The sequence below is a fragment of the Marinomonas vulgaris genome (assembly GCF_018145875.1).
GTDB classification, from domain to species: domain Bacteria; phylum Pseudomonadota; class Gammaproteobacteria; order Pseudomonadales; family Marinomonadaceae; genus Marinomonas; species Marinomonas vulgaris.
This window is the reverse complement of the sequence record NZ_JAGSSV010000001.1, coordinates 128,627-141,774: the sequence shown is the minus strand read 5'-3', so window position 1 is coordinate 141,774 and position 13,148 is coordinate 128,627. Positions and strand designations below refer to the sequence as shown.

The 13,148-nt window shown below is 49.2% G+C and carries 13 protein-coding genes, 1 CRISPR repeat array and 1 riboswitch; of the genes, 11 read left to right on the top strand and 2 right to left on the bottom strand.

Annotated elements, in window-relative coordinates; all coding sequences use genetic code 11:
* The first annotated feature begins 9 nt into the window (after nt 1-9).
* From casB to cas2e, 7 genes are read left to right on the top strand one after another with little or no spacing between them, the layout of a single operon-like run.
* Nucleotides 10-513, top strand: coding sequence for a type I-E CRISPR-associated protein Cse2/CasB (casB, locus tag J9B83_RS00650; RefSeq protein WP_211534742.1), 504 nt, complete (start codon nt 10-12; stop codon nt 511-513).
* Between the two features lie 55 nt (nt 514-568).
* Nucleotides 569-1,729 (top strand): type I-E CRISPR-associated protein Cas7/Cse4/CasC, encoded by a 1,161-nt coding sequence (gene cas7e / locus J9B83_RS00645; RefSeq protein ID WP_211534741.1) that lies wholly within the window; start codon nt 569-571, stop codon nt 1,727-1,729.
* A 4-nt stretch (nt 1,730-1,733) separates the two neighbouring features.
* The gene (cas5e, locus tag J9B83_RS00640) at nt 1,734-2,465 is read left to right on the top strand and encodes a type I-E CRISPR-associated protein Cas5/CasD (RefSeq protein WP_211534740.1); all 732 of its coding nucleotides are present in this window, start codon (nt 1,734-1,736) and stop codon (nt 2,463-2,465) included.
* A gap of 14 nt (nt 2,466-2,479) precedes the next feature.
* Nucleotides 2,480-3,184: a type I-E CRISPR-associated protein Cas6/Cse3/CasE gene (gene cas6e / locus J9B83_RS00635; protein WP_211534739.1), complete on the top strand. Its 705-nt coding sequence runs from the start codon at nt 2,480-2,482 to the stop codon at nt 3,182-3,184.
* 34 nt (nt 3,185-3,218) lie between these two features.
* Nucleotides 3,219-4,037, top strand: coding sequence for a KilA-N domain-containing protein (locus J9B83_RS00630; RefSeq protein ID WP_211534738.1), 819 nt, complete (start codon nt 3,219-3,221; stop codon nt 4,035-4,037).
* Entirely contained in the window at nt 4,037-4,957 is a 921-nt protein-coding gene (gene cas1e / locus J9B83_RS00625; protein ID WP_211534737.1) for a type I-E CRISPR-associated endonuclease Cas1e, read from the top strand. The genes J9B83_RS00630 and cas1e overlap by 1 nt, the downstream gene beginning before the upstream one ends.
* A 2-nt stretch (nt 4,958-4,959) precedes the next feature.
* Nucleotides 4,960-5,250, top strand: a complete 291-nt coding sequence (gene cas2e / locus J9B83_RS00620; RefSeq protein WP_211534736.1) for a type I-E CRISPR-associated endoribonuclease Cas2e — start codon at nt 4,960-4,962, stop codon at nt 5,248-5,250.
* Nucleotides 5,251-5,332: 82 nt separating this feature from the next.
* A CRISPR array of direct repeats spans nt 5,333-9,086; the repeat unit is 29 nt; unit sequence GCGTTCCCCGAGCACACGGGGATAAACCG.
* A 24-nt stretch (nt 9,087-9,110) separates the two neighbouring features.
* Here the strand turns inward: cas2e and J9B83_RS00615 are convergent.
* Nucleotides 9,111-9,401, bottom strand: coding sequence for a type II toxin-antitoxin system RelE/ParE family toxin (locus tag J9B83_RS00615; protein WP_211534735.1), 291 nt, complete (start codon nt 9,399-9,401; stop codon nt 9,111-9,113).
* Nucleotides 9,394-9,630, bottom strand: a complete 237-nt coding sequence (locus J9B83_RS00610) for a ribbon-helix-helix domain-containing protein (RefSeq protein ID WP_211534734.1) — start codon at nt 9,628-9,630, stop codon at nt 9,394-9,396. Before J9B83_RS00610 ends, J9B83_RS00615 begins: the two co-directional genes overlap by 8 nt.
* Nucleotides 9,631-9,787: 157 nt before the next feature.
* Nucleotides 9,788-9,901, top strand: a riboswitch (TPP riboswitch).
* On the opposite strand from J9B83_RS00610, the gene J9B83_RS00605 reads away from it, so the two are divergent.
* The 4 genes from J9B83_RS00605 to J9B83_RS00590 all read left to right on the top strand — a co-directional run bounded on the left by J9B83_RS00605 (nt 9,896) and on the right by J9B83_RS00590 (nt 13,056).
* Nucleotides 9,896-10,504, top strand: a complete 609-nt coding sequence (locus J9B83_RS00605) for a YkoF family thiamine/hydroxymethylpyrimidine-binding protein (RefSeq protein ID WP_211534733.1) — start codon at nt 9,896-9,898, stop codon at nt 10,502-10,504. (Overlaps the previous riboswitch by 6 nt.)
* Before the next feature lie 4 nt (nt 10,505-10,508).
* Complete coding sequence (locus tag J9B83_RS00600; protein ID WP_211534732.1) at nt 10,509-11,297, top strand: ABC transporter permease; 789 nt, start codon at nt 10,509-10,511, stop codon at nt 11,295-11,297.
* Nucleotides 11,294-12,049: an ABC transporter ATP-binding protein gene (locus J9B83_RS00595; protein WP_211534731.1), complete on the top strand. Its 756-nt coding sequence runs from the start codon at nt 11,294-11,296 to the stop codon at nt 12,047-12,049. Before J9B83_RS00600 ends, J9B83_RS00595 begins: the two co-directional genes overlap by 4 nt.
* Nucleotides 12,046-13,056 carry an ABC transporter substrate-binding protein gene (locus tag J9B83_RS00590; RefSeq protein ID WP_211534730.1) on the top strand — a complete coding sequence of 337 codons (1,011 nt, stop codon included), beginning with the start codon at nt 12,046-12,048 and terminating at the stop codon, nt 13,054-13,056. The genes J9B83_RS00595 and J9B83_RS00590 overlap by 4 nt, the downstream gene beginning before the upstream one ends.
* The last annotated feature ends 92 nt before the right edge of the window (nt 13,057-13,148 follow it).

Below are 13,148 nucleotides of genomic sequence, written 5' to 3'. Positions count from 1 at the left end.
GAGAAAAGTATGAGCGAAAAAATTTCGTTTCATCCAGAAGCGGCTCTAGGGCACTTGCTTTTGCGATGGTGGCAGGGTTTAGAGAACGATAAAGGAACAAGGGCAGAGTTACGCCGAGCTCATAATTTAACGGCTGTGGCTTTAACTGCTGCTTATCAGCGGTTTTATCGCCAAGCTTTAAGTTCTGGGTGGCCGGAAGATGCGGCACCTTGGCAAAACGAGCGCTTATCAGCAATTGTGGGTTTGTTGGCGCATGTTAAATCGAATGATGGTCGCAAGTTGGCAGAGATTATGTCTGAAGGCGAGCGCCCCGCATTTTCGGTGCTTCGGTTTCGGCGGCTGCTGGAAGCGCCCACACTGGACGATGTGTTTTTAAGTTTGCGCCGCGCCCTACCCATTATTGGGCACCAAGCGAATGTTCATCAAATTGCCAGTGATTTGTTGCATTGGGGCGATAAAACCAAAAAAGAATGGGCATATTCCTACCGCTGGCCAGCCAAAGCTCAAGCCTAATTTTTAGTTAATAACTTTCTAGTTAAAATTTTCAGTTCAAAAAATGGAGATAGATATGTCACGTTTTATTCAGTTGCACCTTTTAGTGAGCTACCCACCATCAAATTTAAACCGCGATGATACTGGTCGCCCTAAAACCGCTATTGTTGGCGATGCCAACCGCTTGCGCATTTCGTCGCAAAGCTTGAAGCGTGCATGGCGTACATCAGATGAGTTTATTAGCGCTTTGCCGGGTACAAAAGATGAAATGTTAGGGAAAAGAACTAAACAAATTGGTGCTGAATGGATTTATAAGGGATTAATCGATGGTGGTGTTGATGAAGAATCTGCTAGAAAGTGGTCGCGCGATATTATTAGGGCATATGGCGCACCAGAGGGTGATAAAGATGATGGTAGCGATAAGGCGCTAAATTCTGGGCAATTGGTGCATGTTTCACCTGCTGAGATAAATAAATTAATAGCATTTATTAAAGATCTTTCTGCTTGGATAAAAAACGGAACTGCTAATGACGTTGTAGACGCTGTTGCAGATCTTATAAAAAAGCGTGACAAGGCAAGTGATAAGAAAAAAGGTAACTCTACTTTATCCAAAGCGTTGGCTGATATTCTTCTTGTTAAAGATTCTACGGCAACCGACATTGCACTCTTTGGAAGAATGCTTGCATCTGTTCCTTCTTATGGTTTTGAAGCCGCCGTACAAGTCGCCCATGCCATAACCATTCACAAAGTCGCTGTTGAAGACGATTATTTTACCGCTGTAGATGACTTAAATAATGGCGATGAAGACTCTGGCTCCGCGCATATCGGTGAAGCGGGCTTTGGCGCTGGCGTATTTTATTTGTATGTGTGTATTAACCGTGAATTGTTGCAAAGCAATTTGGGTGATGACGCAGAGTTAACCAAACAATCCCTACATGCATTGGTTAACGCGGCTACCAAAGTATCGCCAACAGGAAAACAAAATAGTTTTGCGTCCCGCGCTTATGCGGCTTATGTGTTAGCTGAGAAGGGCGACCAACAGCCACGTTCGTTGGCTCAAGCATTTTTAAAGCCTGTAACGGGTGCAGATATGTTGGAGCGTGCGGTTAAAGAACTAACTAAGCGTGTTACTAATTTCGACACCGTGTATGGCAAATGTGCCGAAGCGCGCGAATCGTTTAACGTAGAAACTGGCGAAGGCAGCCTTGAAAAATTAATAACCTTCATAGGGGAATAACCCTATGAACTATTTAATTTTTCAATTGCAGGCACCTTTATCGGCGTGGGGTGAAACTGCTGTGGGCGAATATCGCCCTAGCGCTAATTACCCCAGTGAATCTGCATTAATTGGTTTGTTGGCTGCGTCCTTAGGTATTGATCGTAGTGATGAAGATCAGCATCAAATTTTACGAGCCGAATTAAGTTTTGCGATTGGTGTTCAAAGTGCAGGGCGGTTATTACGTGATTATCAAACCGCGCAAGTACCGGGCAGAGTGTCGTTAAAAAATCGCTCGCACCGAACTCGCCGTGATGAACTTAATATGCCAAAAGAAAAGCTTAATACGATTCTATCGTCGCGCGATTATCGCCAAGATGCTGCTTGTTTGGTTGCAGTGCAAACTAAAACCGACTCTGTAATTTCTTTGGAAAGCTTGGCGCTTGCAATTCAGCAACCAAAGTTTGTGCTTTATCTCGGCCGTAAAACCTGCCCACCATCGTCACCTTTATGGCCACAGGTTATTGCGGCTGAAAATGCCTTGCAGGCAATGGAAGCTTATCGTTGTCAGTTGGCGGAGCAATCAGGCGAAGTGGTTTTGCCTTTGGAACGGCTGGTTTGGGGCGCAGGTATTAACGCTGGCGTGCAAGAGGATTTGCAAATGGTTCGCAAAGACCGGTTGCTGTCGCGTGCGAATTGGCAATTTGGTGATCGCCCTGAATTTGTTGCTTTGCTTGCGCAGCCAATACTTGTCTAACAGGAGTTTATAACATGTATTTTAGTTTGATAACGCCAACTCCAGGCATGGAGCGCGAAGCCGCCATTGAATGGGCTAAAGGGCCGTATGAGCAGCATCAGTGGTTGTGGAAATTTTTACCTGCGGAAGCTGGAACCCAACGCGATTTTTTGTTTCGTAGACGCGATGGAGAAAACAACGCGCCCGGTTTTTATCTATTGTCATCTCGTGAACCTGTTGCAATTTCATCGGCTTGGCAAGTGCAAGTAAAACCATTTAATCCGCAACTTAGTCAAGGGCAGCAATTTGCGTTTGATTTGCGTGTTAATCCAGTGGTTACGCACACTGCCGATGGCAAATCGCGCCGTGATGATGTGGTGATGCACAGAAAAAAACAGTTGCTCGCAGAGCGCGGATTAAATCGCTGGTCGGACTGGAGTGATGCCGATACTGAAAAGCCATTGTTATATGACTTGGTGCAGGAGTCTTGCACACACTGGTTTGCTCGACGCGCAGAAACTTGCGGTTTTCGCTTGCTTGATGCAGAAGATGGAAAACAATTGCGCGTTGATGGCTATTTGCAGCAGCGTGCAGATAAAAAGGGAATTCGTTTTAGTACGGTAGATTTTTCGGGTGCATTAGAAGTTGTTAACCCTGAACTCTTCGGAAATCTCCTATTTCATGGAATCGGCAAAGCCAAAGCCTTCGGCTGCGGTTTGATGTTAATCCGCCGACTATAACCATGAAACAAACAACTCACTCAAGGAAGATGCCATGAACCCCAAACTGCAAGTATTGGACCACACAATATCAACCACTACCAAGGATGGTAATGAATATATCTGTATCACCGATATCGCCAAATACAAAGGAAATGACAGAGCCGCGCACATCATCGGCAACTGGCTGCGTAATCGAAATACTGTTGAGTTTCTGGGTATTTGGGAGCAGTTGAATAACCCTGATTTTAAAGTCCTCGAATTCGAGGACTTTAAAAAACAGGCCGGGCTCAACAGCTTCACCCTGACATCTAAGCAATGGAGCGAGCGAACCTCTGCTATTGGCTTGATCTCCAAAGCGGGTCGTTATGGCGGCACTTATGCACAAAAAGACATTGCCTTTGAATTTGCAAGTTGGGTATCTGTCGAGTTCAAACTGTACCTGATTAAAGAATTTCAGCGTCTTAAAGAGCAAGAATATCAACATATTGGTTGGGATATACGACGTAATTTAGCAAAAGTTAACTACCTTATTCATACCGATGCCATCAAAGAAAACCTTATTCCAGATACCCTAACGTCACAACAAATTCAGTTTGTTTATGCCAGTGAAGCAGACTTATTAAATGTGGCTCTGTTTGGTGTCACGGCAAAACAGTGGCGAGAGATCAATCCATCATTGAAGGGTAATCTTCGTGATCATGCCAACGTTCACCAATTAGTCTGTCTTGCAAATCTCGAATCACTTAACGCGCACTTTATAGAGCAAGGTGTTTCTCAATCAGAGCGAGTTGTTAAACTCAATGCATTAGCCATTCGTCAAATGGGAATTTTGACGGCTAATGACACAACGCTTTTATCTCAGAGAGAATAATGGCTGGATTTATACCGTTAAAGCCTATTCCTATAAAAGACCGAAACTCTATGATCTTTGTCGGCATGGGGCGAATTGACGTACGTGATGGTGCCTTTGTTGTGATCGATGAGGTCAACGGCGAGAGAATGCACATCCCCGTTGGATCGATCGCTTGTTTAATGTTGGAGCCAGGCACGCGAATTAGCCATGCGGCTATTAAACTGGCGTCAACCGCTGGCACCTTAGTTATCTGGGTTGGAGAGGCTGGTGTTCGATTGTACTCTGCAGGCCAACCGGGCGGCGCTCGATCAGATAAATTACTTTATCAAGCACAGCTTGCTTTGGATGAATCGCTACGGCTAAAAGTCGTTCGTAAAATGTTTGAGATTCGTTTTGGCGAAGCGCCCAACAGGCGAAGTGTTGATCAATTGCGTGGTATAGAAGGAGCGCGAGTTAGACAAATTTATCAAATGTTAGCTAAGCAATATAACGTCCAGTGGCACGGCCGTCGTTACGACCCAAAAGATTGGGAAGCAGGCGATAAAGTAAATCAATGCTTGAGTGCGGCAACTTCGTGTTTATACGGAGTGACCGAGGCGGCTATATTGGCAGCAGGGTACGCCCCAGCGATTGGTTTTTTACATACAGGTAAGCCCCTTTCTTTTGTTTACGATATTGCAGATTTAATCAAGTTTGAAACGGTTGTACCTGTTGCTTTTAGAATTGCGGCTAAGTCACCACATAAGCCTGATCATGATGTAAGGGTTGCTTGTCGAGAAGTGTTTCGAACTGAAAAAGTATTAAAACGACTGATACCTCTTATAGAAGAAGTACTTGCAGCAGGGGAAATAGAACCGCCTAGTCCACCAGAAGACTCACAGCCACCCGCTATTCCAGAGCCAAAATCTTTTGGCGATAGTGGCCATAGGAGTAAATAATTATGGCCATGTTAGTCGTGGTAACCGAAGGTGTTCCTCCTCGCTTAAGAGGGCGTTTAGCTGTTTGGCTTCTAGAAATTCGAGCAGGTGTGTATGTGGGTGATGTAACCAGACGAGTCCGCGAAATGATCTGGGAACAGGTAGAAGTTTTAGCAGACAACGGCAATATAGTAATGGCATGGGCAACGAACACAGAATCTGGTTTTGACTTTATCTCTTATGGTGAAAATCGAAGAATGCCCATCGATTTAGATGGATTGAGGCTGGTTACATTCACGCCGAATAATGAATGAATACTGTAATATCGCTCCTTAAAAAGTTGGTAGAAATTCAAACAGGATATTTCTCTTTATAGAACAATAGTATACATTTAGAGCGTTCCCCGAGCACACGGGGATAAACCGTTTGTTTCATTTTGGCCTCTCTTGAGTTTTATGGCGTTCCCCGAGCACACGGGGATAAACCGCCGAGTTCGAACGAAATGCCGCTTGAATAGCCGCGTTCCCCGAGCACACGGGGATAAACCGGAACGGATTTGAGCAACTCGTAACACTCAGAAGCGTTCCCCGAGCACACGGGGATAAACCGCTAATTGGTCGCATTTGTCGCGTTGTTGAAAAGCGTTCCCCGAGCACACGGGGATAAACCGTGGCCGACAGCACGCTGGCCGCACTAAACCAAGGCGTTCCCCGAGCACACGGGGATAAACCGCTGAGTTAGTTCTTGGTATTAGCAACTGGTTGGCGTTCCCCGAGCACACGGGGATAAACCGTGAAAAATCTTATCATCATAGTAATTCTGCTGGCGTTCCCCGAGCACACGGGGATAAACCGGAAACTACTGAAAAGCACAAGCGGGGAGAATAGCGTTCCCCGAGCACACGGGGATAAACCGGTAAAGGCTACAAACTCGTAACATCAAGAGGCGCGTTCCCCGAGCACACGGGGATAAACCGGCTACTTCTGGAATATTGAAGCGTATAAGGGTGCGTTCCCCGAGCACACGGGGATAAACCGGCCAAACAAGACGAAAAAGGCCGATATGTTTCGCGTTCCCCGAGCACACGGGGATAAACCGTCTGACCTTGATTACCGTGCCAACATGGTTGTGCGTTCCCCGAGCACACGGGGATAAACCGTCAAATTTCGACTGTTAATGCCAGCGGCTACAGCGTTCCCCGAGCACACGGGGATAAACCGGATGAAAAGAATTCATGTTGAAAAGCCAAAAAGCGTTCCCCGAGCACACGGGGATAAACCGGCATGGAGTATCCCGAACAGCAATTGGTCAGCGCGTTCCCCGAGCACACGGGGATAAACCGACGAATTAAATTGTCACCGCGCCAGCTTTTAAGCGTTCCCCGAGCACACGGGGATAAACCGCATGGATTAGCGGCTTGAGCTTAGCTCCAGTAGCGTTCCCCGAGCACACGGGGATAAACCGTGGCGTAAATTGTGTGGCGCAAGACATTCGTCGCGTTCCCCGAGCACACGGGGATAAACCGTTTGTTTGCATGATTTATCTCTGTACTGCAACGCGTTCCCCGAGCACACGGGGATAAACCGAGATGTTAGTCATATTAGGGTATTCAGCTTCAGCGTTCCCCGAGCACACGGGGATAAACCGGCCGTAAAGGGGCTTTTTTCGGTGGCGGCTGAGCGTTCCCCGAGCACACGGGGATAAACCGTCGTAGTTACCAACATCGCTTCCTAACACCAGGCGTTCCCCGAGCACACGGGGATAAACCGCGGCCATGGCGTTGGGTAAACTGGTATCAGAAGCGTTCCCCGAGCACACGGGGATAAACCGCGATGTTGGTAACTACGACTTTAATTATTACGGCGTTCCCCGAGCACACGGGGATAAACCGCTGTGGGAATTGGAGGGGTATCTTCTATCAGTGCGTTCCCCGAGCACACGGGGATAAACCGGCACAGCAAGCGACCTAAGAGCCATTCCGTTTGCGTTCCCCGAGCACACGGGGATAAACCGTCCAGCGATTACAAACGCGCTCGCGGAATGATGCGTTCCCCGAGCACACGGGGATAAACCGCTCTAGCTCTGTCGTAGGACGTGAATAGTCGTGCGTTCCCCGAGCACACGGGGATAAACCGCGTTTAGGGATTACCCAGATGACGGACGCAGAGCGTTCCCCGAGCACACGGGGATAAACCGTATTCGATACAGATTTGCAGAAGAACGTGGCGCGCGTTCCCCGAGCACACGGGGATAAACCGTGAAGCAATTTCTCGCGCGCTTAGCTTTCTGAGCGTTCCCCGAGCACACGGGGATAAACCGTTTGTCCGGGTTGGCGGCAGAGATTAACAAGGGCGTTCCCCGAGCACACGGGGATAAACCGTACAGACTCGTAAAAACATCAAAAGTCAAAGCGCGTTCCCCGAGCACACGGGGATAAACCGATTGTGGCTGTGCCTGCGGTTGCTGTGGTGTCGCGTTCCCCGAGCACACGGGGATAAACCGATAGTCTTTGTTCAAACGAGAACGGAAAATAAGCGTTCCCCGAGCACACGGGGATAAACCGGATGCTTAACCTACTGAAATTTATACTCATTCGCGTTCCCCGAGCACACGGGGATAAACCGATGCTTTGGCGTCGTTCCAGGCTAAAACGGACGCGTTCCCCGAGCACACGGGGATAAACCGCACAAGGTTATCAAATCCGGCCACTGGAATACGCGTTCCCCGAGCACACGGGGATAAACCGGGGTTCGTTTTGACAGTGCTAGTGATTGATGAGCGTTCCCCGAGCACACGGGGATAAACCGCGTATGCGCTAAAAGCAGACATTAGTAAGTATGCGTTCCCCGAGCACACGGGGATAAACCGCCGTAACCGCCGCTTCGCAAACGTACTTAGAAGCGTTCCCCGAGCACACGGGGATAAACCGCGCTTTTAGCTCGCGCAGATACGCATTCACGCGCGTTCCCCGAGCACACGGGGATAAACCGACGGCCGCATCATCACAACCCTGGATAACGATGCGTTCCCCGAGCACACGGGGATAAACCCACGGAAAGAAGTGGAAGCCATTGCCAATAGTCGCGTTCCCCGAGCACACGGGGATAAACCGCGGCACAGGCATCGGCTTAGGCGGCGTCATTTAGCGTTCCCCGAGCACACGGGGATAAACCGCTTTGCGTGAAATGGTTTCTACTGGTGTTGCTGCGTTCCCCGAGCACACGGGGATAAACCGTTACGGTGATTCACCATGCACGGCGGCCATTGGCGTTCCCCGAGCACACGGGGATAAACCTCATATCCTCGGCTTGTACAATAGCCTTTGTGCGCGTTCCCCGAGCACACGGGGATAAACCGCATCAGCCGAGTCTAGCCCAGACTTAACCATGGCGTTCCCCGAGCACACGGGGATAAACCGCCGCGTAATTTAATGACGAACCAACAAAAACAGCGTTCCCCGAGCACACGGGGATAAACCGAATTGGGCAGGCTGGTAGTCTGCTCTGGTCATGCGTTCCCCGAGCACACGGGGATAAACCGGAATATATCGCAGCGACCTAGGTTGTTGGATAGCGTTCCCCGAGCACACGGGGATAAACCGTACGCAATCCAAAAAAACGGCGAGTTGGTCGGGCGTTCCCCGAGCACACGGGGATAAACCGTTGATGGTTGCGTCAAAAATGATCAAAGATGCGTGTTCCCCGAGCACACGGGGATAAACCGGTGGCCAATAGCATTAATAGAATCACTATTACGCGTTCCCCGAGCACACGGGGATAAACCGCACCGAAACGGCGAGATTGGAACTGTTCGGACGCGTTCCCCGAGCACACGGGGATAAACCGGGCCATATCACGGGCTAGACTTTGGGTTCTCGGCGTTCCCCGAGCACACGGGGATAAACCGGTCAGGCGGCTATTAGTTCTGCTATGGCTATGGCGTTCCCCGAGCACACGGGGATAAACCGGCAATGGCACCTGTGCCGAATAGGTAAGACGTGCGTTCCCCGAGCACACGGGGATAAACCGGTGGGTAACGGGCGATTGCTTACATCTGAAGAGCGTTCCCCGAGCACACGGGGATAAACCGGTTTACACGGCGCAGACAAGCACGGGCGAAACGCGTTCCCCAAGCGTACGGGGATAAACAGTTGGCCGAAATTGTCACACAAGTTTCAGCTTAGCCCCGAAAGCGTATCTTGCGAGTCAAGTATGGCCATTATTTCAATGGTATCGTCCTTGATTCGGTAGTAGATGTTGTCTGCGCCGCAAGGGCAGCGGCGGTAGCCAGGTCTTGTGTGGTCAATGGATTGGTATAAGTAGGGATGATGGGCGATTTTTTTAAAGGTGGCAAAAAAGGTGTGAAAGTATTCGTCAGCCAATGCCTCGCCAAATTGTTCAACGCCGTATACATAAATGCGGCGCAAATCTTCTTTGGCTGCGTTTGATATCCGATATTCAGTCATGCTTTGTTAGGCCCTGTTTAAACTCTTGCAGTATCTCTTCGGCATTTTGCTCACTAAAGCCAGATTGTTCCGCGGTGGCGAGTTTGCTGTTAATAGCCTCAGCACGTCTGGCATGGCGGATAAGTTCGTTAATTAACTCGCTTTTGTTGCTGTATTCGGCACCGGAGGTGACTTGTTGCTGTGGCCAGTTGTCGTTAGATGAGCTGAGAGTGGTACTTTGACGTGCCATGATTATTGTCTCTTGGTGTATATGTGCAGCAAAAATACACCACAATGGTGTGTTTAATAATGTTCAAAAATAATTTGGTTTTGTGGGAAGGCCTTCGTTTTTATACGTTCATTTCATCTTGTGCCTTGCATTTTGTTTGTGGGTTGTTGCATAGTACTGCCCACCACAGGGGTGCTGCGTGTTGTCGCGGCTGAGATGTAGACGCCAAGTCTGCTGTCCCTCAAAACTGATCTGGGTAATGCCAGCGTAGTAAGAAGGTTTTGTTATGTTTGCAGGGGCTCAAGTCTCTCTTTATCCCATGGCCGATGGCTTTGTGGGTGTTATTTTAGAATCACTCAGTGCACTCGATCCTTATCGAGACCAGTTACGCATTGAAACCGACGATATCTCAACGCTTATTGTTGGTCCTCCTGAAGTCTTATTTCCCGCTCTTAGAGATTTGTATTGTGCTGCCAGTGCGTCTGGCCATCATCTGGTGTTGCGTACCACCTTGTCTCGTGGTTGCCCGGGTGAGCCTGACGATCCGATTTGCGATACCTCTTGTTTGGCGAATCCTTCCGAGCCTTTGGCGCAGCGCCAAGCGAATGCTCTGGAAACGTTGCGTCTTGCGCCGGATATGGGGCAAGTTGCCGACGCGCAATTTTCCCTTTATGTGATGGGCAATGGCGATCATATGGCTGAGATTATGGGCTGTATTGATTTTTTGAAGCAAAGCGGCACTTTTTATAAGTCGAAACATTTTTGTACTCGTTTAACCGGCGACGCTGGGGCGGTGTTTGCGACCTTGCAACAGGCTTTTTGTCAGTTTGGCCCGGCGAACGGGCATGTGACGATCGATTTAACCGTATCGGCCAACAGCCCTTCTAAACGCTGACTTTATGAGTGTGTCTTCGCCCCATCGTATGAATAAGATGTGGGCTCGCAGTGTTCCTGCTGTGGTGAGTGTGTTCAGTGCCTTTGTTATCTGGGAAATTTACGTCCATGTGTCGCAGATTTCTCCGCTGATTTTGCCTGCGCCGTCCCGTGTGTTGGAGCAAATGTGGTTGAACCGTGAGATGTTGTGGAAAAACACCACTCCAACGATTCAAGCGACGTTAGCGGGCTTTTCTCTTTCTCTGGTCGTCGCCTTTGCCTTGTCCATTTTGTTGGACTTTATGCCACGGGTGCGACGAGCTTTGTTCCCTATTTTTGTCGTCAGTCAGACCTTGCCTTTGGTCGCCATTGCGCCCTTGGTGGTGCTCTGGTTTGGCTTCGATTTGACGCCCAAAATACTCCTCATTGCGTTGGTGACGTTTTTTCCTATGTTGGTCGCTTTAGTTGACGGGTATGACTCTACCGATTCTGATATTGAAAGCCTATTGCGGTCCATGGGGGCGTCTCGCGTCAGAGTGTTTCGCTCCGCTAGGTTGCCTTCAGCGATGCCATACTTTTTTGCGGGACTGCGTATTTCCATTACCTATGCGGTGGTAGCGGCGATTTTCGCCGAGTACGTGGGCGCGCGGGCCGGATTGGGCATTGTGATTTTGAACGCAAAAAACAATTTCAGACCTGATTTGGTGTTGGCCGCGGTGGTGATCAGTTCGATGCTTACCTTGTTACTGTTTGTCGTATCAGTGTTGATTCAGCGCCAGTTGTTGCGTTGGCGCGATGCGGGAGAAGGCCAATGACGGTGCTTGATATGCAAGAGGTTAGTGTGACCTTGGGCGATACCAAGGTGTTGGAAAACATCAGTTTGCATGTGAAAGAAGGCGAGTTTGTGTCGATTCTTGGGCCGTCTGGCGCGGGAAAATCGACGATTTTTCGTTTATTGACTGGTGACCTCGATCAATACGGTGGCCGCATTTGTTGTCACGGTCAGCCGATAACACCAGGCAAGCAGACGTTTTCTTTTATGCCCCAACGAGATGCTTTGATGCCGTGGCGGAAAATTCTCGACAACGTCACGCTCGGGTTAGAAGTGCAGGGTGTGTCGCGTAAAGAGGCTCGTGCTCAGGTATCGCCCTTGTTAGACGAATTTGGTTTGGCGGGTTTTGAGCATTATTATCCGGCGCAACTGTCTGGTGGAATGCGCCAGCGGGCGGCGCTGTTGCGTACTGTGGCGCAAGGTCGAGCGGTGCAATTGTTGGACGAACCTTTCGGTGCTTTGGATGCGTTAACACGAACGCAAATGCAAACCTGGTTTGAAGCGCGATGGCAAAAAGCCCACTGGAGTACCTTGTTGGTCACCCACGATGTTCGCGAAGCGGTTGCCTTATCGGATCGGATTTATGTGTTGTCGGCGCGGCCTGCGCGCATTATTGCCGAGGTGACGGTGCCCGCGCCTCGACCTCGAATGGGCAGCCCTATCCCCGACTCTTCTTATGCGCTAGAAGCGCAATTACTGACTATTCTTCTCACACAAACAGGACAGAACGGATGAAAACCATGATCTCAATGAAACAAGCGCTGGTGTCTATGCTGGTGGTTTTTGCTTTGCCTACGATGGCGAACACGCCGGTGAGCGTTGCCCTAGACTGGACGCCCAATACCAACCATGTGGGTTTGTATGTGGCGCAATCCAAAGGCTGGTTTGAAGAAGCGGGCTTGGATGTGGATATTTTGCCTTACACGGACACCTCTTCTGGCACCTTGGTCGCCGCGGGCATTGCCGATTTTGGCGTGCTCAGTGCGATCGGTTTTTACAGCCAACGTGCCACAGGGGCAAATTCGACGGCGGTGATGGCCATCGTTCAGCACGAAACAGGGCGTTTGGTGTTTAATGGCGAGCGCGAAGACATTCAGCGTCCGGCGGATTTGAATGGAAAAATCTACGCGGGTTTTGGCAGCGCTTGGGAAAATGGTCTGATTTCTACCATGATCAAAAACGATGGTGGAAAAGGGGAGTTTGATACGGTCACCTTGGGTACGTCGGCGTACGAGGCCTTGGCCAATGGACGTGTGGATTTCACTTTGGAAGTCAATACATGGGAAGGGGTGAATTCTATGTTGTTGAATCGTCCTCGTCGTGCGTTTACTTATGCGGACTACGGAGTGCCAGATCAACACACCACATTTTTGGGTGGCAACAGCACTTGGCTGAAAAACAACCCTGAAACCGCCCGTGCTTTTGTGCAAGCAGCTCAGCGTGGCTATGCGTTTGCGGCCAATCAGCCTAAAGAAGCGGCACAGATATTGATCGACCAAACTCAAGGCATGTTGTCGAATCCTGAACTGATTCATGCGTCTATGAAGGCGATTGTCGCGGGTGGCTTTTTCCAAGATGCGGGAGAGCCCGTCGGTTTGATTGATGGCGATATGTTCACCAATATGACGCGATTTTTGTTTGAAGCGGGCATTCTTCGTGATGAAAATGCGTCGCTATTGACGAAGATGCCGAATGTGTCTACTTGGTATACAAACCAGTATTTATCGATAAAAGTGGACTAATGAATAAGATAAGCTAATCGCTTATTGTAAGTTTACGTAACGACACACTAAAATGCGTTCTGGTATTGCTATTTTCAGTCTATCGATGAAAT

What these genes read in the sequence shown, in the direction of transcription:
- cas2e (WP_211534736.1), top strand. Translation starts at nt 4,960, where the DNA reads ATGGCCATGTTAGTCGTGGTAACCGAAGGTGTTCCTCCTCGCTTAAGA.
- J9B83_RS00615 (WP_211534735.1), bottom strand. Translation starts at nt 9,401, where the DNA reads ATGACTGAATATCGGATATCAAACGCAGCCAAAGAAGATTTGCGCCGC.
- J9B83_RS00605 (WP_211534733.1), top strand. Translation starts at nt 9,896, where the DNA reads ATGTTTGCAGGGGCTCAAGTCTCTCTTTATCCCATGGCCGATGGCTTT.
- cas5e (WP_211534740.1), top strand. Translation starts at nt 1,734, where the DNA reads ATGAACTATTTAATTTTTCAATTGCAGGCACCTTTATCGGCGTGGGGT.
- J9B83_RS00595 (WP_211534731.1), top strand. Translation starts at nt 11,294, where the DNA reads ATGACGGTGCTTGATATGCAAGAGGTTAGTGTGACCTTGGGCGATACC.
- J9B83_RS00610 (WP_211534734.1), bottom strand. Translation starts at nt 9,630, where the DNA reads ATGGCACGTCAAAGTACCACTCTCAGCTCATCTAACGACAACTGGCCA.
- J9B83_RS00630 (WP_211534738.1), top strand. Translation starts at nt 3,219, where the DNA reads ATGAACCCCAAACTGCAAGTATTGGACCACACAATATCAACCACTACC.
- cas7e (WP_211534741.1), top strand. Translation starts at nt 569, where the DNA reads ATGTCACGTTTTATTCAGTTGCACCTTTTAGTGAGCTACCCACCATCA.
- cas6e (WP_211534739.1), top strand. Translation starts at nt 2,480, where the DNA reads ATGTATTTTAGTTTGATAACGCCAACTCCAGGCATGGAGCGCGAAGCC.
- J9B83_RS00590 (WP_211534730.1), top strand. Translation starts at nt 12,046, where the DNA reads ATGAAAACCATGATCTCAATGAAACAAGCGCTGGTGTCTATGCTGGTG.
- J9B83_RS00600 (WP_211534732.1), top strand. Translation starts at nt 10,509, where the DNA reads ATGAGTGTGTCTTCGCCCCATCGTATGAATAAGATGTGGGCTCGCAGT.
- cas1e (WP_211534737.1), top strand. Translation starts at nt 4,037, where the DNA reads ATGGCTGGATTTATACCGTTAAAGCCTATTCCTATAAAAGACCGAAAC.
- casB (WP_211534742.1), top strand. Translation starts at nt 10, where the DNA reads ATGAGCGAAAAAATTTCGTTTCATCCAGAAGCGGCTCTAGGGCACTTG.